Annotated in this window: 23 protein-coding genes; 8 read left to right on the top strand and 15 right to left on the bottom strand. The window is 65.7% G+C overall.

What is annotated here, in order from left to right:
* Positions 1-110: 110 nt before the first annotated feature.
* The 3 genes from Y887_RS12935 to Y887_RS12945 all read right to left on the bottom strand — a co-directional run bounded on the left by Y887_RS12935 (position 111) and on the right by Y887_RS12945 (position 4,365).
* Positions 111-1,772, bottom strand: a complete 1,662-nt coding sequence (locus tag Y887_RS12935) for a phosphoethanolamine transferase (protein WP_046964725.1) — start codon at positions 1,770-1,772, stop codon at positions 111-113.
* Positions 1,769-2,533: a phosphatase PAP2 family protein gene (locus Y887_RS12940; protein ID WP_046964764.1), complete on the bottom strand. Its 765-nt coding sequence runs from the start codon at positions 2,531-2,533 to the stop codon at positions 1,769-1,771. Before Y887_RS12940 ends, Y887_RS12935 begins: the two co-directional genes overlap by 4 nt.
* A gap of 98 nt (positions 2,534-2,631) precedes the next feature.
* Positions 2,632-4,365 (bottom strand): ArnT family glycosyltransferase, encoded by a 1,734-nt coding sequence (locus tag Y887_RS12945; protein WP_046964726.1) that lies wholly within the window; start codon positions 4,363-4,365, stop codon positions 2,632-2,634.
* Between the two features lie 148 nt (positions 4,366-4,513).
* On the opposite strand from Y887_RS12945, the gene Y887_RS12950 reads away from it, so the two are divergent.
* Positions 4,514-5,230 carry a response regulator transcription factor gene (locus Y887_RS12950; protein WP_046964727.1) on the top strand — a complete coding sequence of 239 codons (717 nt, stop codon included), beginning with the start codon at positions 4,514-4,516 and terminating at the stop codon, positions 5,228-5,230.
* Positions 5,223-6,521 carry a sensor histidine kinase gene (locus Y887_RS12955; protein WP_046964728.1) on the top strand — a complete coding sequence of 433 codons (1,299 nt, stop codon included), beginning with the start codon at positions 5,223-5,225 and terminating at the stop codon, positions 6,519-6,521. Before Y887_RS12950 ends, Y887_RS12955 begins: the two co-directional genes overlap by 8 nt.
* Positions 6,522-6,634: 113 nt before the next feature.
* Here the strand turns inward: Y887_RS12955 and Y887_RS12960 are convergent, their stop codons facing one another.
* The 5 genes from Y887_RS12960 to Y887_RS12980 are packed head-to-tail and all read right to left on the bottom strand — an operon-like array spanning position 6,635 to position 9,729.
* A complete protein-coding gene (locus tag Y887_RS12960) occupies positions 6,635-7,228 on the bottom strand; it encodes a hypothetical protein (protein WP_425445608.1) in 594 nt (197 codons plus the stop codon).
* A 53-nt stretch (positions 7,229-7,281) separates the two neighbouring features.
* Positions 7,282-7,539, bottom strand: coding sequence for a cell division topological specificity factor MinE (gene minE / locus Y887_RS12965; RefSeq protein WP_005994583.1), 258 nt, complete (start codon positions 7,537-7,539; stop codon positions 7,282-7,284).
* Positions 7,540-7,541: 2 nt separating this feature from the next.
* A complete protein-coding gene (gene minD, locus Y887_RS12970) occupies positions 7,542-8,351 on the bottom strand; it encodes a septum site-determining protein MinD (RefSeq protein ID WP_046964730.1) in 810 nt (269 codons plus the stop codon).
* A gap of 35 nt (positions 8,352-8,386) precedes the next feature.
* On the bottom strand, positions 8,387-9,130 hold the full coding sequence (minC, locus tag Y887_RS12975; RefSeq protein WP_046964731.1) for a septum site-determining protein MinC: 744 nt from the start codon (positions 9,128-9,130) through the stop codon (positions 8,387-8,389).
* Positions 9,131-9,132: 2 nt separating this feature from the next.
* Positions 9,133-9,729 (bottom strand): GNAT family N-acetyltransferase, encoded by a 597-nt coding sequence (locus tag Y887_RS12980; protein WP_046964732.1) that lies wholly within the window; start codon positions 9,727-9,729, stop codon positions 9,133-9,135.
* Positions 9,730-9,961: 232 nt separating this feature from the next.
* Here Y887_RS12980 and Y887_RS12985 point away from each other — a divergent pair, with 232 nt between their 5' ends.
* From Y887_RS12985 to Y887_RS13010, 5 genes are all read left to right on the top strand, one after another.
* A complete protein-coding gene (locus Y887_RS12985) occupies positions 9,962-11,155 on the top strand; it encodes a sensor histidine kinase (protein ID WP_046964733.1) in 1,194 nt (397 codons plus the stop codon).
* On the top strand, positions 11,155-11,796 hold the full coding sequence (locus tag Y887_RS12990; protein ID WP_005990002.1) for a response regulator: 642 nt from the start codon (positions 11,155-11,157) through the stop codon (positions 11,794-11,796). Before Y887_RS12985 ends, Y887_RS12990 begins: the two co-directional genes overlap by 1 nt.
* Before the next feature lie 508 nt (positions 11,797-12,304).
* On the top strand, positions 12,305-13,486 hold the full coding sequence (locus Y887_RS13000) for a polyketide cyclase (protein ID WP_046964735.1): 1,182 nt from the start codon (positions 12,305-12,307) through the stop codon (positions 13,484-13,486).
* Positions 13,487-13,580: 94 nt separating this feature from the next.
* Positions 13,581-13,952, top strand: coding sequence for a DUF423 domain-containing protein (locus Y887_RS13005; protein WP_046964736.1), 372 nt, complete (start codon positions 13,581-13,583; stop codon positions 13,950-13,952).
* A 1-nt stretch (position 13,953) separates the two neighbouring features.
* Positions 13,954-14,628 carry a DNA-3-methyladenine glycosylase family protein gene (locus Y887_RS13010; RefSeq protein ID WP_046964737.1) on the top strand — a complete coding sequence of 225 codons (675 nt, stop codon included), beginning with the start codon at positions 13,954-13,956 and terminating at the stop codon, positions 14,626-14,628.
* 83 nt (positions 14,629-14,711) lie between these two features.
* Here the strand turns inward: Y887_RS13010 and Y887_RS13015 are convergent, their stop codons facing one another.
* The 6 genes from Y887_RS13015 to Y887_RS13045 form a co-directional block, all read right to left on the bottom strand.
* Positions 14,712-16,145, bottom strand: a complete 1,434-nt coding sequence (locus Y887_RS13015) for an FAD-binding oxidoreductase (RefSeq protein ID WP_052764998.1) — start codon at positions 16,143-16,145, stop codon at positions 14,712-14,714.
* Positions 16,146-16,316: 171 nt separating this feature from the next.
* Positions 16,317-17,114 carry a M15 family metallopeptidase gene (locus Y887_RS13020; protein WP_046964738.1) on the bottom strand — a complete coding sequence of 266 codons (798 nt, stop codon included), beginning with the start codon at positions 17,112-17,114 and terminating at the stop codon, positions 16,317-16,319.
* A 158-nt stretch (positions 17,115-17,272) separates the two neighbouring features.
* Entirely contained in the window at positions 17,273-17,872 is a 600-nt protein-coding gene (locus Y887_RS13025; RefSeq protein ID WP_046964739.1) for a PH domain-containing protein, read from the bottom strand.
* A 186-nt stretch (positions 17,873-18,058) separates the two neighbouring features.
* Positions 18,059-18,238: a type II toxin-antitoxin system antitoxin gene (locus Y887_RS13035; protein WP_046964741.1), complete on the bottom strand. Its 180-nt coding sequence runs from the start codon at positions 18,236-18,238 to the stop codon at positions 18,059-18,061.
* Complete coding sequence (locus Y887_RS13040) at positions 18,235-18,519, bottom strand: hypothetical protein (RefSeq protein ID WP_011036335.1); 285 nt, start codon at positions 18,517-18,519, stop codon at positions 18,235-18,237. Before Y887_RS13040 ends, Y887_RS13035 begins: the two co-directional genes overlap by 4 nt.
* Positions 18,520-18,528: 9 nt before the next feature.
* Positions 18,529-19,395 (bottom strand): SPFH domain-containing protein, encoded by an 867-nt coding sequence (locus Y887_RS13045; protein WP_046964742.1) that lies wholly within the window; start codon positions 19,393-19,395, stop codon positions 18,529-18,531.
* 129 nt (positions 19,396-19,524) lie between these two features.
* On the opposite strand from Y887_RS13045, the gene purT reads away from it, so the two are divergent.
* Entirely contained in the window at positions 19,525-20,727 is a 1,203-nt protein-coding gene (gene purT / locus Y887_RS13050) for a formate-dependent phosphoribosylglycinamide formyltransferase (protein WP_046964743.1), read from the top strand.
* A gap of 258 nt (positions 20,728-20,985) precedes the next feature.
* Here the strand turns inward: purT and Y887_RS13055 are convergent, their stop codons facing one another.
* Positions 20,986-22,233: an endonuclease/exonuclease/phosphatase family protein gene (locus Y887_RS13055; RefSeq protein ID WP_084726027.1), complete on the bottom strand. Its 1,248-nt coding sequence runs from the start codon at positions 22,231-22,233 to the stop codon at positions 20,986-20,988.
* Between the last annotated feature and the right edge of the window lie 17 nt (positions 22,234-22,250).

Raw genomic sequence — 22,250 nt, forward strand, 5'->3', positions numbered from 1 at the left:
GAAGGCTAGAGCGCGCGAGGCTTCAGGGCAAGCAATGCTTCACGGCAAGCGGTGCCGCCGCCGATGCCACGCAGCGGCGGTGGATCCCGCCGCTGGCGGTGCCAAGACGCTCAGCCTTTGCCGGTGCACTGCGCAAAGACATCGCGTTCGCGCGCATACACGCTGGTCTTGACCTGCATCAGGCCCAGCACCGACGGGAACAGCGCGTCCTGGTCGGTGTATTGCCCGGCGCGATGGCGCAGGCAGGTCTCGTCCAGACCGCGGTCACGCGCGAATTCCGGCGAGAACCACATCACCATCGGCACGTGGGTCTGCTCCTTCGGCGCGATGGCATACGGCACGCCATGCAGATACAGGCCCTTCTCGCCCAGCGATTCGCCATGATCGGAGAGATAGATCATGGCGGTGTCGTAGTCGGACAGGCCGCGCAAGGTATGGATGGCCTGATTGAGGAAGTGATCGGTATAGCTGATGGAATTGTCGTAGGCGTTGACGATGTCCTGGCGGCTGCAGCTGCCGAGGTCGGCGGTCCTGCACACCGGCTTGAAGCGCTCGAACTGCGCCGGGTAGCGTTCGAAGTAACTGGGGCCGTGGCTGCCGAGTTGATGCAGGACCACCACGCGGTCGCCGGGCTTGGCGCGCACTTGCGCCGCGAGGTCGCGCAACAGGATTTCGTCCATGCAACGGCCGTCGGCGCACAGGCCTGGCGTGGTGGCGTCATCCAGCTTCTGCATGTCCAGCCCCTCGCACACGCCCTTGCAGCCGGACTGATTGTCGCGCCACAGCGTGGAAATACCGGCATGTTCAAGCACGTGCAGGAACGACTGGTGGCCGCGGATCATGTCTTCGTTGTAATCGCGGCGGCCGAACGGCGAGAACATGCAGGGCACCGAGACTTCGGTGCTGGTGCCGCACGAATGCATGTCCGGGAAATTGATCACCCCTGCCTGCGCCAGCTCCGGCGTGGTCTGGCGCGCATAGCCGTTGAGGCCCCAGTTCTGCGCACGTGCGGTTTCCCCCAGCACCAGCAGCAACAGGCGCGGGCGGCTGCCAGCAGCGCGCGGCGTTGCGGTGGCATCGTGTTCGATCGGCTGCTTGGGCGCACGCTTGATCGGCGACTCGGACTTGAGGTTCTGGCGCAATGCGACGATGTAGTTGATCGGCGTGGCCAGGTAGCGCACTTCGCGGTGATTGCGCATCAGTGCCGAAATGTCCTGCGACGACACCATGGTGCCGGCGGCACCCACCACCGCCACGGCCAGCAGGAATCCCACCCGGACCAGCAGCGACTTGCCGGCACTGCGCGCACGCAGACGCGTACGCCACAGCAGCACGGTGGGAATCAGGAAGTAGCACAGCAGCGGAAAGATCAGCCCCGGCGTAAGCAGCTCGCGCGATTCCTTGTGGTCGGTATGCAGCACGTTGCGCAGCATGTCCGCATCCAGATAGACGTTGTAGCTGTCCATGTAGTGCGCAGCCAGCGCGGTGGTGAACAGCAGCAGGGTCAGCAGCGGCTTGGCGTTCCAGCGCCATACCAGTAGACCCAACAACAGCGCGTGCACGGCGACCAGCAGCGCCATCAACGAAATCGCAAACCCGATACTGCCCGGGTGGGTGGCCATCGCCGTGCGCCAGAACAACTGATTGCACACCAATGCGAAAAACAGGCTCGACAGCAACACCAGCGCTTCGGTCGACACGGTCGGCCGGGTACTCCATGTCAGCGCACGCGTGCTGGTGCGCCCGCGCGGTTCCGGCAACCAGGTGCTCATGCTGCATCCCCCGATGACAACATCGAATCAGACGCGCGATGCGGCCGTGCCAGCATCACGCAGTACAACGCCAGTGCCGTCAGCCAGCACACTGCCAACGACCATACATCGTGGGAGAGAAAATGCGCGCCGCGCAGTTGCTGCGCAACGCCGAAAATGAGACCTGCAGACAAGCCGACGCACAAACCTGGAACGCGCCACGCAGGACGCAGCGACAGCGCGCAGAAATACAGCGCAACCCAGGCGTATCCGGCACTGGCATGGCCCGCCGGAAAACAACCGGACGCGGCAATGCCCTGGCGCGATTCGAATAGCCCGATCATTGCCTGCGTACCGCCATACCGGCTCAAATCCCAGGGGCAATCCATCGCCGTCCACGACTTGAACAACGACACCAGCGAGGTCGACAAGGCGACCGATGCGGCCAGATAGGTGAGCGGCCAACGCAGTACGCGCAGACGCGGCCTGCACCAGGCCGCCACCGCCAGAATAATGACGCTGACACCTGCAGCCGTGCTCAACCATTTACCAACGCGATGAATCACGCCACTGGTGAACCAGTGGTCCTTGAGCAGCCAGTGCCCGCCTTCCATCCGGTACAGCGCATCGGCAATCCACTGGTCGCCGCCGGCGCCCATCAACAACGCGCTGAGCAACAGCACACCCGTCAGCGGCATCCACAGATGGCGCACAAAAAAGCGCGCCCGCGCATCAGAGGCGGTGTGCGCCAGGACGGGCGCATGGACGGGAAGCGTACTCATCGGGATGTCGGCCTGTGTCATTGACCGGCATCTTCGAAACCCGGATGTCGGAGAGCGGTCGGACCGGAGTTGCTCAGTCGTTAATCGACACCGAGCATTCAGTCTGTATCGCCGTCGCTACCGGTTTGTTCGGTGTCGGATGCAGTAGCGATGCAACCGGCGTGCCACGCCGTGCCTGGCACCAATTGCCATTGATTGCGATTGGACTCGCCGATATCGATGCGTTGCGCCGGATCGATGCATGGCGGTACAGCCTGCTTGAGCACGAACAACCAGCGTTTTTCCGGCGCCTGCGCAAGCCACGGGCCTGCCTTGTCCCATTGCTGCTGCCAACTCGCCTTGAAGCCGAAGTCGGTCACTGCGCGGTCGGCCTGCAGCAGGTTCTGCTCGCGCCAGGCCAGCATGCCCAACTCGGCATCCGGGCCGATCCGCTGGCCCACGCGCTGCATCAGCCGCGCGGACGAACTGTAAGGATCCAGTGCCGGCATCAAGCCCAGGCCGTACACGATCCACAGCGCCGCCGTCATGACCACCACCGTGGTTCCGGTGCGCCGGCCGCGCGACCACGCCACCACCGTGAGGCCGACGATGCCAAGGCCGATCAGCCAGAACCCCACCGACTGCAACGACGCCAGCTCCATGCCGCGCTTCAGCGCGGTGTTTTCGGCCCAATGCAGGTGCAGCGCAATGCCGCCACCCAGGCTCAGGCCGGCGAGCGCAAGCAGCAGCACATAGCCGGTGAGCAGCGCACGCACACTGCGACGGCGCAGCAGCCCGGCCAGCAATGGCGCCGCCGCCATGCACAGCGCTGGCAGCATCGGGAAGATGTAGACCTCGCGTTTGCCCGGGCTGGCGCTGAAGAACAGCAGCACCAGCACGCTCCACGCCAGCAGCAGCACATAGCGCGGGTCGCCGCGGCGCAGCCGGCGCCACCATGCCGGCAGCAGCCACGGCAACAACAGGCAGCCCGGCAGCCACAGCGTGGCGATCACCTGCAGGTAGTACCAGAACGGTTTGACGTGGTGCCAGGCGTGCGCATAGCGCGTGCCGGTCTGCTTGAACAACAGCTCGTGCGCGTAGGCGTGCAATTGCGGGTTATCGCTCTGCAGCAGCGCGATACCCAGCGGCCCCAACCACACCGCGGTACCCGCCAGAAAGGCCGGCAACACCAGCAGCCAACTGCGCCCGGCCTGCGCACGTGCCGGCAGCACGCTCCAGTGCCGGCGCGGCAATGCCATCCACGGCAGCAACAGCAGCAGCGGCAGGAAGCCGACCCCCTTGGTCACCGTGCCGACGCCGGCGGCGAACACCCCCAGCATCCACGCGCGCCAGTCCGGCCCGCGCAGCACATGCCGCAGCAGTCCCCACAGCGACAGCGTGGTCAGCGCGACCAGCACCATGTCGATCTGCGCGCGCTTGGCCATCAGGCCGAACTGCAGTACCGCAAACAACGCCAGCACCGCGTAGCCGGCCACGCGCCGGTTCCACAGCCGCCGCGTCATGTCCCAGGTCAGCCACAGCGTTGCCAGCGCGGCCAGCAGCGAGGGCAGCAGAAACGCGACCGGCCAGTGCGGCACCAGCTCGTAGCTCGCCGCCTGCAGCCACATGAACACCGGCGGCTTTTCTGCATATAACTCGCTGCCACGATGCGGCAGCAGCCAATGGCCGCTGTCGACCATGGTGCGGGCGGCCAGCACGAAGCGCGGCTCGTCCGGCGGATTGGGCTGGCGCAGCCCGAGCCCGGCCAGCAAGCTGACAACGATCAGCAGCAACGCCGCCAGCAGCACGCGCCGACGGGAGAGAGAGGCAGAGCTGGCAGGCGACACGTGCATGCCCCGATTAAAAGGGGCAGAACCATAGCTGGCAAGCAGGTCGGAATTTTGTCGGAATGCGCGCAAGGCCGCCGGGATCGGTCGAGTTCGGCTCGCCTCGGTTAGGATGCGCACACCGTCCCTGTCGGGCCGCTCTGGAAACCGCCGCATGCGGCTGCTGGTCATCGAAGACAACCGCAATATGGTCGCCAACCTGTTCGAGTATTTCGAAGCGCGCGGGCATACCCTGGACGCGGCGCCCGATGGCGTCACCGGCCTGCACCTGGCCACCACCCAGCACTACGACGTGCTGGTGCTGGACTGGATGATGCCGCGCATGGACGGGCCGGAGGTGTTGCGCCGCCTGCGCGAGCAGCACCACTGCGAACTGCCGGTGATCATGCTCACCGCACGCGACGAATTGCCGGACAAGATCGCCGGCTTCCGCGCCGGTGCGGACGATTACCTGACCAAGCCGTTTGCGCTGCCCGAGCTCGAAGTGCGTATCGAGGCCTTGCTTGCGCGTGCAAATGGCCGCCGCCGCGGCAAGCTGCTGCAGGTGGCCGACCTGCGCCTGGATCTGTCCACGCTGGAAGCCACCCGCGCCGGCCAGGTGCTGCATCTGTATCCGGCCTGCCGCAAACTGCTGGAAGTGTTGATGCAGGCCAGCCCGGCCGCCGTCACCCGGCAACGTCTGGAGCAGTCGCTGTGGGCAGACGACCCGCCCGATGGCGACATGCTGCGCTCGCATATCTACGAGCTGCGTCGCAGCGTGGACGGCCCATTCGCGCAGAAGCTGATCCATACCCTGCCACGGCTCGGCTACCGTTTGGCAGAGCTCGATGGTGCCAGCGAACCGACGAGCAGCGATTGCGCCGATGGCTAAGCCGCGCCCGCTGGGACGTCGGGTCATGGTGTGGTTGTTCGGCTACACCTTGCTGATGACCTTGGCGGTGTTCGGCACCGCGCAATACCTGCACGAGCGCGCCGAGCATGGCGTCTGGCGCTCGCTGCTCAACTCCGAACTGGACAGCATCCTGGACAGCAGCGCGCAAAGTCCCGGCTACCACTGGCAGGATTCGGACACCTTGCGGCTGTATCGCCTGGACGGCGGCAAGGCCGTGCCGCCGGTCTTGCGCACGCTGCATCCTGGCCTGCATGAGCATGACGTCGATGGCCGCCCGAGTGCGGTGATGGTGCGCGACACCGCGCAAGCAGGCCGTCTGGCGCTGGTGCTGGATATCACCGATTTCGAAGCGCTGGAGAAATTTCTCACCCGCTGGATGCTGGCCGCCGGCGTCGCCCTGATCGGCATCACCTTGCTGATGGGCGCCTATGCAATGGCCCGACTGGTGAGCCCGTTGGTGGAGCTGGCCCGCGATATCGGTGCGCTGCGTCCGGAGCGGCGCGCGCAACAGGTTGCGGTGGGGGCGCAGGGCAGCGCCGAGCTGTACGTCATCGCCGATGCGCTCAACGATTACCTGGAGCGCAACGGCCAGTTCGTCGAGCGCGAACGCGCCTTCATCGACAGCGCAAGCCATGAGCTGCGCACGCCGATCGCGGTGATCGGCAATGCGGTGGAACTGGCGTTGGAGCAGCCCGGCACGCCGCCGGCGGTGCGCCATCAGTTGCAGCGCATCGCACAGACCAGCGCGTCGGTGGAGCAACTGATCACCTTGTTGCTGGTGCTGGCGAAAGACCCTGGCCGGTTGGTGGGCAGCAGCGACACCGTGCGGCTGGACCATCTGATTCCGGACATCGTCGCCGACCATGCGCATCTGTGTGCAGACAAGGATCTGCAACTGGTCATCGAGCCGATGCCGCCGTGCAGCCTCACCGCCCCGGTCGCCATCGTGCAGACCGCCATCGGCAATCTGCTGCGCAATGCGATCGAAAACAGCGACCGCGGCATCATCCGCATCGCGCTATCGGCGCCGGGCGTGGTACGCATTTCCGACCCGGGCCACGGCATGACACCAGAAGAAATCAGCGCGATCTATGCGCGCCTGGCACGCGGCGATGCACGGCAGGGCAATGGCATCGGCCTGGAGCTGATCGGGCGGCTATGCGAACACCTGGGTTGGAAGCTCAGCCTGGAATCCGATGCAGGGCAGGGCACGGTCGCAACGCTGGACCTGTTCGGTGCCACGACGGCAATCGCGCCGACACACGCCTAGGGCACTGCAGGCGCAGCCCGTCGAGGTGCGCCACGTGGCCGTACAGAGGCTGCGCATGCTGGTCGGCATCAGGCAAGCCACGCCTTGCCATCGAGGGGCAGGCAGTGGCCAACTCAGGCCGGCAGCAGTCCGCGTTCGCTCAGCCAGTTGCGCGCGTTCTCGGCATCCTGCTCGAACCAGGCGCGGGTGGATCCCAATCGGTAGGTATAGCCCCAGGCATCCATGTCGGCCATCAGTCGCGCGCTACCCACGCCCGGCAGCTGCTCGGCCAGCAGGATCTGCAGGTAGCAGGTGGCGTCTTCCTCATCCACCGAATCGGTGGCATCGGTATGCACGGCGGCGCGTTTGTCGGCGGGCAGCACGATCAGATGCCCGGCCTCGTGCAGCATCGAGTGCACCGGCGTGTCGTCGCGCACATAGACATCGCAGCCGATGATGCCCGCCTCCGGTTCGCCCCAGAAACTGCCCGGGATCGCCGCGCCCGCGTCCACGCGATGCAGGCGCAGGCCATACCGGCCGAGCAGGGCGGCCGGCGCGTCCAGGCCGATATCGGCCACGCACAGCACCGCGGACGCATCGGATGGGGAAGCAGGATGAGACGTCACGCGCAGTCGCTCGCGGTCGGGCGCGCTGCAGGGCGCGCCATGGGGGAGATACCTAAACGGTACCGTGCGAACACGGTACCGTCGTGATGTTGATGGGGCCATTGCCACCCAGCGCGCGAGCGTCGATGGCCCGCACGCTGGCGGCAACGACCGCGTTACTTGTCGCCGTCTTCCGGCAGGGCGACAGAAATATCCAGCACGTCGTGCTCGCCGTCCTTGACCAGATCAACCCGCACCGCATCGGCGTCGATGTTGACGTACTTCTTGATCACTTCCAGCAATTCGCGCTGCAGCAGCGGCAGGTAATCCGGCCCGCCACGGTGGTTGCGCTCCTGCGCAATGATGATCTGCAGGCGGTTCTTGGCCGTCTCGGCGGTGTTCTTCTTGCTCTTGAGAAAATCGAGCAGGCCCATGCTTACCCTCCGAACAGCTTGCTGAAGAAGCCTTTCTTCTCCACGGATGTGAATCGCATCGGGCGCTCTTCGCCCATGATGCGGGCGACCGCGTCGTCGTAGGCCTGGCCGGCCGGGGACTCGGCATCCAGGATCACCGGCTCGCCCTTGTTGGAGGCGTTGAGCACGTCGCCGGATTCGGGAATCACGCCGATGGCCTTGAGCCCCAGCACTTCTTCCACGTCGGTGATGCTGAGCATCTCGCCGCCTTCCACGCGGCCCGGGCTATAGCGGGTCAGCAGCAGGAACGCCGGCACCGTCTTGCCTTCTTCGGCCTTGCGGGTCTTGGAGTCGAGCAGGCCGATGATGCGGTCGGAGTCGCGCACCGAGGACACTTCCGGGTTCACCACCACCACGGCGCGATCGGCGAAGTACATCGACAGGAACGCGCCTTTTTCGATACCTGCCGGCGAGTCGCAGACGATGTACTCGAAGCCGTCGGCGGCCAGGTCCTTGAGGACCTTCTCCACGCCGTCCTGGGTCAGCGCATCCTTGTCGCGGGTCTGCGAGGCGGCCAGCACGTACAGGTTGTCGAAGCGCTTGTCCTTGATCAGCGACTGTTTGAGCGTGGCTTCGCCGTGCACGACGTTGACGAAGTCGTACACCACGCGCCGCTCGCAGCCCATGATCAGGTCCAGGTTGCGCAGACCGACGTCGAAGTCGATGACGGCGACCTTCTTGCCGCGCCGCGCCAGCCCGCAGGCCAGGCTCGCGCTGGTGGTGGTCTTGCCGACGCCGCCCTTGCCGGAGGTGACTACGATGATTTCAGCCAAAGGATTTCTCCGAATGTTTCTGTGGTTGGGCCGCGTCAATCAAGCGCAGCGATCTTGATCTGGTCCTGCTCCAGCCAGACCTGGACGGCCTTGCCACGCAGGTCCATGGGAACATCGTCCAGCACCTTGTAGTGGCCAGCGATGGCGACCAGTTCGGCGTGGAAGTCGCGGCAAAAGATGCGCGCGTCCGGGTTGCCCTGCGCGCCGGCCAGAGCGCGGCCACGCAGGGTACCGTAGATATGGATGCTGCCGTCGGCGATGACCTCCGCCCCGGCGCCGACCGTATTGAGTACGGTCAGGTCGCAGTTTTCCGCATACAGCTGCTGGCCCGAGCGCACCGCGTTGCGTTGCATGCGGCCTGGCGCCGGGCGCGCGACCGGCGCTGCGGGTTCGGCGCGTGCCGGCGGCGGAGGAGGTGGCGGGCTGACCGCAGTCGGTTCGTATTGCGCGCGGAACTTGGCCAGCAACGGCACGCCGAGCTGCTGGGACAGCAGGTCGATCTCGCTGGTGCCGTAGGCCAGCGCCACCGGCAGCACGCCCGCAGCGCGCAGGCCATCCAGCAGCGCCTTGGCGGTGCCCACGTCCGGCACCTGCGACAGGCCGCCGAAATCCAGGATCACCGCCGCGCGCCCGAACAACTTGGGCGCCCGGGTCACGCGCTCGCGCATTTCCTGCACCAGGCGCGGCACATCCAGGGTGCGCACGCGCAGGTTGGCGATGCCCACCTGGCCGATCTTCAGTTCGCCGGCCTGTTCAAAATCCACATTCACACTCGACACGCTCAGCTCCCCGTCGATGGATTGTCGGTGGCGGCATGCCGCGGCCGGCCGACCCACGGCAAGTGCTCGGGCAACGTGCCGCCATAGGTCTCCTTGACCCACGGATAGCTGCTCATGTCCTTCATCAGCATGCTCGCGCGCACATCCACGTCGGGCATGGTGTTCTGGCCCACTTCGCGGAAGCCGAAGCTGCCATGGAACAGCAGCGCCGCATCGGCGCCATGGTCCAGGAACACCTCGCAGGCCAGCTGCGGGTAGCGCAGCTCGGTGTAGCTCTGCACATCGGCATAGAACGCCCGCCCGACGCCACCGCCGCGACGGCGGCTGGCGACCACGATGCGGTCGATATAGAAAAATTCCGGATGACGGTCCCGGAACCAGGCGAAATTGCTGCTGTCATGGGCACTGCCACTGCCGAATCCGACCAGGAAACCGGCCAGGTTGCCGTCGCGCTCGGCGACCCGGAAATATTCGGCATGCTCGTAGAAGCGTTGCAGCTTGTTTGAATCCAGCGGCAGGATCGCCAGTCCGGCATTGTTGTTCAGGGCCAGGACGGAATCGAGCTCGTGCTCGCGCACGTCGCGGATGACGATCGACATTGGGACTCCGTGGGGTAACGCTCTCGACCCGAAATCGGATCTGCGTCGGATTATTGCATGCGGGGCCTGAAGCGGCGACCCGCCGCGTGGACCACGGCGGGCAGGTCGCCGTTGCGCCAAGGCAGCGCGCAGGCGCAAACCCGGCCTTGCCGGCAGGCGCGTGCAGGCGAACACGTGCATGCATGACTTCCGGCAAGAGGGCAGCGGCGGCGCTTGGGCCTAAGATGCCAGCATGTTGGGATACCTCAGTCATACGCGCGTCCTGCGCTTCGCCGGCCTGTTCACCTGGGCGATGATCGCCATGCCCTTGGTGTTCATCTATTGGGCGCCCGCCGAAGAGGGCGATCACCGCAGCGTGCTGGAGGCGGCCACGATGTCGGCGTTCTTCGTCGGCTTTGGGGGCAGCTATTTCTGGCTGACGCGCGGCCTGAGCAGCGGCGGCCATGCGCATTGGTACGACCGGCTGATCCTGCTGCTGCTCACGGTCTGTGCGCTGGCGGTCAGCTATCTCACCCGAACCGGCCTCGGCAGCATCTTGATGATGGTGGCTGCCGGGGTGATCCCCTGGCTGCTGCCGCTCCGTGTGGGGGTGGTGTGGCTGGTGCTGAGCCAGCTGGCGGTGCTGCCGGTCTACCATCTGCTGCTAGGGTTCCCGGTCTCCGGCGCCCTGATGCAGTCGCTGCTGTACGGCGGCTTTTCGATGTTCATCTTCGTCACCAGCCTGGTCGCCCGGCAACAGACCGAAGCGCGCGAAGAACAGCGCCGGCTCAACGCCGAACTGCGCGCCACCCGGGCGCTGCTGGCCGAAAGCGCGCGCATCAACGAGCGCACGCGCATCTCGCGCGAACTGCACGACCTGCTCGGCCACCACCTCACCGCGCTCAGCCTCAACCTGGAGGTGGCCGGTCACATCACCGAAGGCCAGGCGCAGGAGCACGTGCGCCAGGCGCACACCCTGGCCAAGCTGCTGCTCACCGACGTGCGCGAGGCGGTCAGCCATCTGCGCGACAGTGGCGCCATCGATCTGGAGGCGGCGCTGCGCCCGCTGGTGACCCAGGTTCCCTCGCTGGACATCCACCTGGACATTGCCCAGCCGTTGACCCTGGACGACCCCGAGCGGGCGCATGTGCTGTTGCGCTGCACCCAGGAAATCATCACCAACGCGGTGCGCCACGCCGGCGCGCGCAACCTGTGGATCCAGGTGCGTCGCGATGCCGACACCGTATTGATCGACGCCCGCGACGACGGCCATGGCGCCGATGCGGTGGCGCCCGGCAACGGCCTGCGCGGCATGCGTGAGCGGCTCAGCCAGTATGGTGGGAAGCTGGAAATCCAAACCCGGCGCGGCGACGGCTTCGGCCTGCGCATCTGCGTTCCAGGCGCGCCGGCACTGATGCCTGCGGCCGTTACCCAAGGAGTGTTCTGATGATCCGTGTCTGCCTGGTCGACGACCAAACCCTGGTGCGCCAGGGGATCCGCTCGCTGCTGGCGCTGGATAACGGCATCGAGGTGGTGGCCGAGGCCTCGGACGGCAAGCAGGCGGTGGAACAGATTCCGCAGATCCAGCCGGATGTGGTGCTGATGGACATGCGCATGCCGGTGATGTCCGGCCTGGAAGCCCTGCAGATGCTGTCGCGCAACGGCACCCTGCCGCCGACCATCATCCTGACCACCTTCGACGACGACCAGCTGGTGCTGGCCGGGCTCAAGGCCGGCGCCAAGGGCTACCTGCTCAAGGATGTCTCGCTGGAACAGCTGGTTGGCGCGATCCGCACCGTGGCCGACGGCGGCTCGCTGGTGCAGCCGGCGGTCACCCAGCGCCTGCTGTCGGGCCTGGAGCACATGCGCAACGAATTCGTCAGCCTGGACCGGCCCGATCCGCTGACCGACCGCGAGACCGAGATCCTGCGGCTGATGGCCAGCGGGTTTTCCAACAAGGAGATCGCCAATTCGCTGGGCGTGGCCGAGGGCACCATCAAGAATCATGTGTCCAACATCCTGTCCAAATTGGGCGTGCGCGACCGTACCCGCGCGGTGCTCAAGGCGTTCGAGTTGCAATTGGTCTGACGGCAGGATGTCCCGCCCGGCGCAGCGCGCCGGGCGTTCGCAGGCGCGCAAGCCTGCGGCTTGCAGGCGGCGCCTGCTCACCCTGTCCAAATTGGGCGTGCGCGACCGTACCCGCGCGGTGCTCAAGGCGTTCGAGTTGCACTGGTCTGACGGCCGTGCCGTCGCAATGCGCTGACGTCCAAAGTGCGGCGCGACGTGGCGTCGCGGTCCTGCACGCCCGTGACGCAACTGCACCGCGCCGCGTGGACGGCGATGCGGCCGTTCGTCCCTCTGACTGATGCGGCATCACACGGACGCAGCGCACGATGTGCATGATGACTGCGCGCAATCGGCGCAAACCCTTGCGCAGGCTGGGATTGCGCAGTTTCGCAACGGCGTTGCGCGCGCTGGATGACACCGCAAGACCGCGCTACCCGTCGCACAACTGAACATCTTTCTCGAAGCCTGCTAGGATGGTGGCTTCGCTTCACTCAACCCGGCCGTGGGATCGGCCCCGGAGACCTCCTGAATGACCCGTATTATCGAGTTCCTGATCGCCTTGGGGATCGTGGCTGGCTTGTTTGTCGTGGTGGGCTTGGTGTTGCCCTCGGAGCGGCAGATGTCCGAGAGTGTTGAGACCAACCGCAGAATGACGATTGTTTACGACACCGTGAACAGCTTCCGTCGTTTCAAGGATTGGAACCCGCTTGTGCTGCGTGACCCGAAGATCCAGCTGAAGCTGGCCGGCCCGGAAGAGGGCAAGGGTGCACGCGTCGAATACAGCTCCACCGAGGGCTATATCGGCAACGGCAGCTGGGAAATCAAAAACACCGTCAAGAACGAGCGTGTTGAGATCGCGATCGAAGATCCCACCAAGGGCTACGACAAGGTCACCAATTTCACCCTGGCTCCGACCGGCAAGAACAACAAGAACGTCAAGATCACCCAGGATTACAGCGTCAAGTACGGCTGGAACCTGTTCGGTCGTTACGCCGGCCTGTATGTCAGCCGCCACGTGGGCGACGACCTGAAGCTGGGTCTGTCGCGTCTGGCCACCGCACTGGCCACCGTGCCGAACTTCGACTACCGCGCGCAGCTGGATGGCAAGCCGGTGTTGAGCGATCTCAAGCTCGTCGATGTGCCGGCCGAGGACCTGTTGGTCGTCACCGCAGGCAACATCGATCGCGACAACGAGACGATCAAGAAGTCGATCAAGGACAACCAGGAGTGGATCAAGCGCGTGATGGACGCCAACGGCCTGGAAGCTGCTGGTCCGGTCCGGATCGTCACCACCGACTTTGCCACCGACAAGTACGCGTTCGACGTCGTGCAGCCGGTCCGCAAGCGTGCCGGTGGCGCGCCGAAGGCCGATGCCAAGACCGACACCGCCAAGACCGATGCCAAGAAGGACGACGCCGCTGCTGCTGCGCCGGTCGACGCGACGCCGGTTGCCGCAACGGGCGAAGAGCTCAAGCTCAACATCCCGTCCGAAGCACCGGTGAAGTACGAGCGCACCAAGGCGCACCGTTCGGCATTTGCAACCTACGCAGGCCATATGGCCGGCCTGGATGCAGTGCGTAGCTCCCTGCGTGCCTGGGCTGCCACCAGCGGCAATGACGTGACCGAGCGTCCGTACGAGTCGTGGAAGGGCGGCGTGGACAAGTCGTTCACGCAGGACGGTACCTACGACGTCTACTGGGCCATCAAGTAATCGCTTCACCACGATGACGTGAGCCAGACGAAAACGCGCCGCAGCCTTGCGGCGCGTTTTTTTTGCGCCACGGCGCTGCCAGGAAGTTGCCCGTATGTCTTTGCTCGATCGTCGCAAGAAACATCCCTCGTTGCTGGCCTTTTTCGGAGGCTTGCTGGCCGCCGTCGCCGTGGGGTTGTCGGCCTATGCCTCGCATGGCGTGACCGACGCGCTGGTGCAGTCGCGGCTGCAACTGGCGTCGCTGTACGCATTCGGTCATGGCGCCGTGCTGGTTGTGCTGGGTGCCACCGAAACGCGTGCGTTCGGACGGGTCGGCCTGTACCTGCTGCTGCTCGGCACGTTGCTGTTTGCCGGCAGCCTGGTCGGTGGTGCCTTGCTGCACTGGCCGACCAGCCTGGCACCGATCGGCGGCACCAGCCTGATGCTGGGCTGGGTGGTGCTGGCGATCGGCGCGTTGCGGCGCTGAGATGCCACGCCACGCCCGCGGGTTCGATGTGGAGGCGGCGTTCGCGCAGTTGAGCCGGCGCGACCGCGCGCTGGGCGCGTGGATGAAGCGTATCGGCCCCATCGCGCCGCAGCCGGGCTGGCGCAAACCGTTCGACCCGGTGGACGCATTGGCGCGTGCCATCCTGTTCCAGCAACTGAGCGGCAAGGCCGCGTCCACGATCGTGGCGCGGGTAGAGGCGGCGATCGGATCGAGCCGGCTGCACGGCGACACCCTGGGGCGCGTGGACGATGCCGCCCTGCGTGCCTGCGGCGTGTCCGGCAACAAGGCACTGGCACTGCGCGATCTTGCCCGGCGCGAAGCGCTGGGTGAAATCCCTTCGCTGCGCAGACTCGCCCTCATGGAAGACGACGCCATCGTCGAGGCCTTGGTGCCGGTACGCGGCATCGGCCGCTGGACGGTGGAAATGATGCTGATGTTCCGCCTGGGCCGCCCGGACCTGCTGCCCATCGACGACCTGGGTGTGCGCAAGGGCGCCCAGCGCGTGGACAAACAGGAGCAGATGCCCACGCCAAAGGAGCTTGCCGAGCGCGGCCAACGGTGGGGCCCGTATCGCACCTACGCCGCGTTTTATCTATGGAAGATCGCCGACTTCAGCGTCGCGTCCAAAGTGCCGACCCCGCGCTCACAGGAATAGGTACACCGGGTGGATGTACAAGCGCGCACGCCGGCGCGAGCGGGTGGAGAACGGTATCAGGGGCGTCCGGTGCCCGGCGTTGCTCAGCCAGGCAGGTACTTGTCCCACAAGTGGTTGCGGAAGCGACGCTCTGGATCGATGTTCCTTTTGACGCTCGCAAAAGACCCGGCTTCCGGGTAAGCGGCGGAAAATTGCTGCTGGCTGGCATGCAACCGGTAGGGGAGGTAGTAGCGGCCGCCCTGCGCCAGCGCCGCATCGATCAACTGCCGGGTCCAGGCCACCGTTGCCTTGTCAGGCGAGCTGCCGCTGCGCTGCTTGTAATAGAGCACGAAGGAAAACACCGGCTGCGGTGCCCAGCGCAACATTGACACCGTATCGGCAGGCGAGTGGCGGATCGAGATATTGAGTGCGTTGACATCGTTGCGGCGCAGGATTGCCGCCATTTCGCGCGCGAATGCGGTAAATGCAGGCACCGGCACGAAATATTCCTGCAGCAGGTAGGTGGACATGCGCCGCGTGCGCGGTTCCAGCGAACGTGCATCCAGGCTGGCCTGGCAATTGCGACGCATCACTACCGGCGTCTGCAGCAGCGGCGCGGTCTGATAGCGCTCGCGCAGCGACTTGCTCAGCGGCAGTTCCGATGCGGCCCAGATCAGATTCTGTTCGCGGGAGTAGTCCAGGTCGCGCGGAATCAGGCGCCTGGCATCGGTTGGCGGGGCATCGCTGCTGACCCAGGTCACTGCCAATGGGCGATCAAAGTGCGGCGGCGTCAGGTCGGCATTGTGCATCACCGCCAGTGGGTCGGCGGCGATACGGTCGGCGAAGAAGGCGGGGTAGTCGTCCAACGCCACGTGTTCCACCCGCCGCTCCAGCATGTCGTTGAGTGTCAGCGACAACTCCACTTCGGTGACCACGCCTAGCCCGCCGTAGCCGCCAATGACAGCGGAGAACAGCTCCGGCGTGTTTGTGCGGTTGAGTTCGTTTATCTGGCCACCTGCGTCCACCAGCTGCAAGGCATGCACCGTGTGCGCAATCGGCCCGGCATGCAGGTAGCGGCCATGGCAATTGACCCCGATCGAGCCACCGACGCTGAAGTTGCTGTAGCTCTGCATCACCGCGATTGCCAGGTCATGTGGGTCGATCAGGTCCTGCACGTCCCGCCAACGCATGCCGCTACGCACGCGGATGCGTCGGGCAGCGACATCCAGATGCACCAGGCCGACCAGCTCGCGCAGGTCCAGGTGCAGCGAAGAGGGCGAAGAGATCTGCCCGCCCATGCTGTAGCGCGCACCGCCGATGGACACCGGACCGGTACTGCTGCGTAGCAGGCTGACCACCTCGTCCACGCTGCGCGGCCGCGCGATGCGTGCCACCGTGGGGCGATCGATGCCGGCAATATCGGTGACCTGCAGCGATGAGTCGGGGCTCTTGCCGCATCCTGGCATGGTCAGCGCAACGCCGGCACCCAGGAGCGCGGCGGTGGCGGTGCGGCGCTGTCTATCGATGTGCTCGTCCATAAGCGGATGTCTCCAGCAGGGTTGGGAATCAGGTGGCGGCGGGCGGCAGCCGGCCGACTGTTGCGTCGGACCACAGCCGGGGGGATCGGCAGGCAATGGAGGTGATGGCGATGCAGCGCGCGCGCTCACGCGTTGGACCTGCCAGGGCGATGACACAGCGTGCGGCAGGCTTCATGGCGCGTGCCAACACCAATGCCAGGGTTCGTAGACGATGCCATGCCGATTGTCGCGTGGATAACTCAGGCGGTAGCCGAACTGCTGCGCGTGACTGCCCAGCCAGGCAAATGCAGCGGTGGCTTCGAACGATTCTTCGGCCGGGGGTTCGCCAGGAGTGCCGATATCGAGTGCGTCGCCGCTGTGGTGTTCGCTGAAGCCGGGGGCGGCGTTGACTGCCAGAATCTGGTCCAGCGTCAGCCCGCGTGCGAACTTGCGTTCGAAGATGCCAAGCTGGTAATCGTGGCTGCGATAGCCGGAGATTGCATCGAGCACGATGTCCGCACGCAGCGCGGCCGCACGCATCTGCATCCATGCACGCGCGGCGCCTGCGCTGAGCCAGAGCGGCCGGCCGAAGCGATCGCGCCCGGCGTACTGCAGCGTTGCCGGTTCGGCGATCAGGCGCAGGCCGGTGCGTTGCACATAGTCATCGGCAACAAGCCCGAGCTGCGTCAGGCGATGCTGCAAGCCGTCGACCGCAAGAATGCCTGCGTGGCCTTGGCGACTTCGAACGGTCGCGTTTTGCAGTTGGTCCAGTGCCTCGTCCAGGCCGGGCTCGCGCGCCAGCCGCGGCACCAGCGGCATCAGCCCGTGCGGCAGCTGCGCGGCAAGATAGCGTCCATCGCGCTTGCGCCGCAGCAGCCAGTCGGCCTGCGCCAGCACGCGGGCGTCGGCATTGCTGCGGGCACGCAGCAGGGCGGCCGGTACCAGCTCGATGGCGGTGGTGTTGAACAGCAGGGACGGCGTTGTGCGCATTGCGACAGGGTAGGGCTAAGCGTGGCGTACGGCCAGCTGGCGTGAAAACAGCCAACAAAAACGACCGCGTAGCGGCCGGGTCTGCACGGCCGGTGCTGGGAGTTGGCATGTGCCACTCGTAAATCGCGGTTCGTCTACGTCTGCTTGATGACTGCTCGCTACGTTCTGTCAGTCGCTCGTAAATCACCGAGCAATTGGTGTGGCTGCTCAGGGCTGAGCACCACCAGGCTGTTGTCGCGCAACGGCAGAATCAGCACGCGCCTGGAGTGGGTGAGTAGATAAAAGCCTCTGACTGCGGACTTGCTGCGGTAATGCCCCGATTTGAAACCCGGGTAGCCGAAGCCGAGCAACTGCAGGCCGGAGTTGAACGCCGTATGTTCGGCCAGGTCGACAACGCGTGCGCGGTCCAGGCGCATTGCGCTTAGCGGCACACGCTTGGTGAAGAAGGTCGAGCGGACGATCAGGCAAGCGTCGTCCAGCTGGATGCTGCGTCGCGCGTGCGCAACGGTACACGCCACCGCCACTGCCAGCAGGATGCCCAGATGCACCACCAGCGTACCGGAATGGTCATGACTGCTTGCGTGCGCAATGCTGATGAGGCCAGCAGTGATCGACAGCGGTAGCCAAAGCCAGACTGCCAGGCCCCAGCGCGTCGCCGGTGCCGCGGCGTAGTCGCGTCGGCGCCGCTGCGGGTGTTGCCCGGTGTGCGCTTTGGGCGCTGTGTCGCTGCCTTTGGGTTGGTCCGAACGTGTCGCCATCTCAGAGTTTCTTCTTCAACGCCACGGATGCCGGCAGCGCCATACCCGGTGCCGGATGCATGACAAGCGTGGTCGTCTCCTCACTCGAGTAGCTCCGAGCGATTGATTCGCCCCGGCGGTCATTACGTGAGATGTCGCCGACGATTGCGTGTGCCAGCGCGATGGTGGCTGAGCCCACAGGCCTGGTCATGCCGAGGGTTCCTTGTCGCCCTGCGGCTTCGGTAGCCGCCCGGCCTTGCGCAGCGCATCGCGCAACACGTATTCGATCTGTGCATTGAGACTGCGCAGTTCGTCGTCGGACCAGCGCTGCACGGCTGCCAGCACATCGGCGTTGATGCGCAGCGGGTAGGCCTTCTTTTCGCTCACTCGCGCTCACCGCGGCCGCTGTGACGGCGCAGGTGCATGACCATCGAGACGATCAGGACGTTGACGCCGATGATCATGCCGATCACCACTGCGTAGATACCGGCGCGGTTGTCGCCGGCCCAGTACAGGCAGGCGGCACCGATCAGGATCACCAGGCTGATCAAGGCCCAGCGCAGGCCCAGGCCGCGCGCGCGATCGTCGTCGTCCGCACCGATGGAGGCGGCGATCGCCAGCGCGGGCAAACCGGACAGAGCGACCACCAACGGCACCATGACATTCATTGCTTGACCTCAATAGAGCGAGCCGGCGTTGACCACCGGTTGGGTGCCGCGATCAGAACACAGCACGGTGAGAAGGTTGCTGACCATATGCGCCTTGCGCTCTTCGTCCAACTGCACGACGCCGCTTTTCTGCAACTCGGCCAAGGCCATTTCCACCATGCCCACGGCGCCTGCAACGATGCGTGTGCGTGCGGCGATCACCGCATTGGCCTGCTGCCGCTGCAGCATGGCCTGGGCGATTTCCGGTGCGTAGGCGAGGTGGCTGATACGCGCTTCGATGACGTCCACGCCGGCCTGGGTCAGGCGTTCGTCCAGATGCCGCTTGAGCTGTTCGCTGATTTCGGCCGGATGGCTGCGCAACGAAATCTGCCCATCTTCGTGCTGGTCGTAGGGATAGCTGGTGGCCATCGCGCGCAGCGCCGCTTCGGACTGGATGTGCACGAAGCTTTCGTAATCGTCGACGTTGTAGACCGCCTCCGATGCATCCATGACCTGCCACACGATCACCGCGGCGATCTCGATCGGGCTGCCATCGAGCTCGTTGACCTTGAGCCGCCCGCTCTCGAAATTGCGCACGCGCTGGCTGACCCGGCGCTTGGCATAGAAGGGGCTGTTCCAGCGCACGCCCTGGTCCTTGACGGTGCCGACGTACTTGCCGAACAGGCTCAGCACTGCCGCCTGGTTCGGTTCCAGGGTGTACAGGCCGGCCAGCACGAACACGTTGCCGGTGGCGATCAGGATGGCCGGCAGCATGCTCAGAATCGGCAGCAACCCCATGCCGGCTGCGATCAGCGCCGCGGCTGCCAGCAGCAGCACGACGACACTTGCGGCGATCACCGGAATGCCTGGAACGGAGCCGAGCGACTTCTCTTTCATGGTGGGGCATCCTTGATGGGTGTGGAGAAAAGATATCAGATTGATATCAAGATTCGACTGGTTTCCGACCGGCGGTCGTGCCGCCCGCCCGTTAGAATGGCCGCCCCCTTCCGATCTGGACCCGCGCTCATGACTACTCTCGGCACGCCGTTATCGCCCTCCGCCACCCGGGTGTTGCTGCTGGGGTCGGGCGAACTGGGCAAGGAAGTGGCGATCGAGCTGCAGCGCTTCGGCGTGGAGGTGATCGCCGCCGATCGCTACGCCAATGCACCGGCGATGCAGGTGGCACATCGCTCGCACGTGCTGGACATGCTCGATCCTGCCGCACTGCGCGCGCTGATCGCCGCCGAGCAGCCGCATCTGATCGTGCCGGAGATCGAGGCCATCCATACCGAAACCCTGGTGGCGCTGGAGCGCGATCAGGGCCAGCGCGTGATTCCCACCGCGCGCGCCGCACGCCTGACCATGGACCGCGAAGGCATCCGTCGCCTGGCTGCCGAAACCCTGGGCCTGCCGACCTCGCCGTACCGGTTTGTCGACACCGCTGCCGAGTACCGCGAGGCGATCGCCGCAGTGGGCCTGCCGTGCGTGGTCAAGCCGGTGATGTCGTCTTCGGGCAAGGGTCAGAGCACGTTGCGCAGCGAGGCCGACATCGATGCGGCCTGGGATTACGCGCAGACCGGCGGACGTGCCGGTGCCGGCCGCTGCATCGTCGAAGGCTTCATCGATTTCGATTACGAGATCACCTTGCTGACCGTGCGGCATGCCGGCGGCACCTCGTACTGCGATCCGATCGGGCATTGGCAGCAGGACGGCGACTACCGCGAAAGCTGGCAGCCGCAGCCGATGTCGGCCGCCGCCTTGCAACGCTCGCAGGAGATTGCGAAAGCCATCACCGACGATCTGGGTGGCTGGGGACTGTTCGGGGTGGAGTTGTTCGTCAAGGGCGACGAAGTCTGGTTCAGCGAAGTCTCGCCGCGCCCGCACGACACCGGGCTGGTGACGCTGGTGTCGCAGGAACTGAGCGAATTCGCGCTGCACGCCCGCGCCATCCTCGGCCTGCCGGTCGGTGCCGAGAACGGTGGCGTGATCCGCCAGAGCGGCCCGTCGGCGTCGAGTGCGTTACTCGCCCACGGCACTGGCGTGCCGGTGTTCGACAACGTTGCCGCTGCATTGCGCGACCCGGACACCGCCCTGCGCCTGTTCGGCAAACCGCGCGTGGACGGCCACCGCCGTGTCGGCGTCACCCTGGCGCGCGCAGAGAGTGTCGATGCGGCACGCGAGAAAGCGCGTTTGGCGGCTGCGGCGCTGACGATTCAGTTGCAGGACTGAGCAGCGCCTCGCTTGAAAGAGTGCAGCCCGGTGTTGCACTTCTTTCCGAACGCCAGCTGCGGCATGTACCGATACGCTTGCCATCACCATTGAAGGCAGGCGTGCGAGCGATCCCTCGTCGCCATGCGGCGGGCGTGGGTGTGCGACGAGGCTGATTCGCGCTGTGCGTGCGCTCGCTATCCCCGTCATGCCGGCTCGGGAAGTAAGACCGATTCCAACAACCCGACGTTGCCTCACAACACAACTCGCCAATTCCGGCTACAAGCCGACATCCACCCACACCGCATGATGGTCGCTGCCATCGGCAATCGCTGCCTCCGGGGCGGTGCTGGCCGGCCAGAAGATGCCGCTGCCGATCAGGGTGAACCGGTGCGATGGCAGCACGTAGTCCAGGCGCATGGTGCCGGCCTGCGGGCCGAAGTCGCCGGTGACCTGGTGCGGGTCGCCGGTGTGCACGATGCCTTGCGCGGCGTATTCGGCGGTCTTTTCCGGGCCGCCGTCGCTGCGCGGGGTGGGGTATTGCAGCACGCGCGGATGATGGATCAATGCGCTGATCGCTTCGTGGCGGCCGGCGCCATCGATCGGGTCGTTGTTCAGATCGCCCAGGATCACAAAGTGCGCATCGGCCGCCAGGCCACCGCAGATTCCCTTGTCATCGCACAACCAGCGTTTGCTGTCGGCCGCGTCGTCCAGGTACGCACGCCATAGCGCGAGCTCGTCGTGGTTGCGGGCTGCGTTGCGTTTTTCCGCGCCATCGAACACCGGCGGCGTCGGGTGCGAGACCAGCGCATGCACGACACCGAGCGGCGTGCGGACCGGCACGTCCCAATGCGATTTTGACGACAGGCGCAGTTGCGCCCAGATCGCGTCGCTGTAGAACGAACGCCCGGTCCCCGGATCCAGCGGCCGCAGCGCACCCGGCAGCGCGCTCCATTTGAGCAACTGAAAACTGCGCACGGCCTGCGCATCGATCGGATACCGCGACAGCACCAGCATGCCGTATTGGCCAGGATGCAGCCCATAGCCCCAGGCATCGTTGCCACGCGAGCGGCCATCGCCACCGATGCTGCCGTTGTTGTCCAGGTCCAGGCCGCTCGGCACGCCGGTATTGACCGGTGCCAGATACCGATACGGGTAGCGCAACGGTTCGCCGCCGCCCGGCTGGGCGACCTGCAGGTAGCGTTGCTGGAACAGATCGGCCGCGCGGTGGTCGGGATCGAAATCGAATTCGTTGAGCAGCACCAGATCCGGGCGCACGCGCTGCAGCACGGCGGCGATCTTGCGTGCGTGCGCGCTGTCGCCCTGCAGTTCGCGCACCAGGCCGCCGGCCTCGTCGGAGTACAGCGAGGTGTTGTAGGTGGCGATGCGCAGCTGTGTCGGTACAGCGCCGCTCGCGCTACCGGCCGATGCAGGCGTGCGATGGGTGCAGGCGGCGCAAAGCGCGGTCAATGCGAGCAACAGAAGAGGTCTGATCATCGCGCGATTCTCGCATGCCGGATGCGACAGACCGATGTCGCGCGCTG

The sequence above is a fragment of the Xanthomonas pisi DSM 18956 genome, from assembly GCF_001010415.1.
GTDB classification, from domain to species: domain Bacteria; phylum Pseudomonadota; class Gammaproteobacteria; order Xanthomonadales; family Xanthomonadaceae; genus Xanthomonas; species Xanthomonas pisi.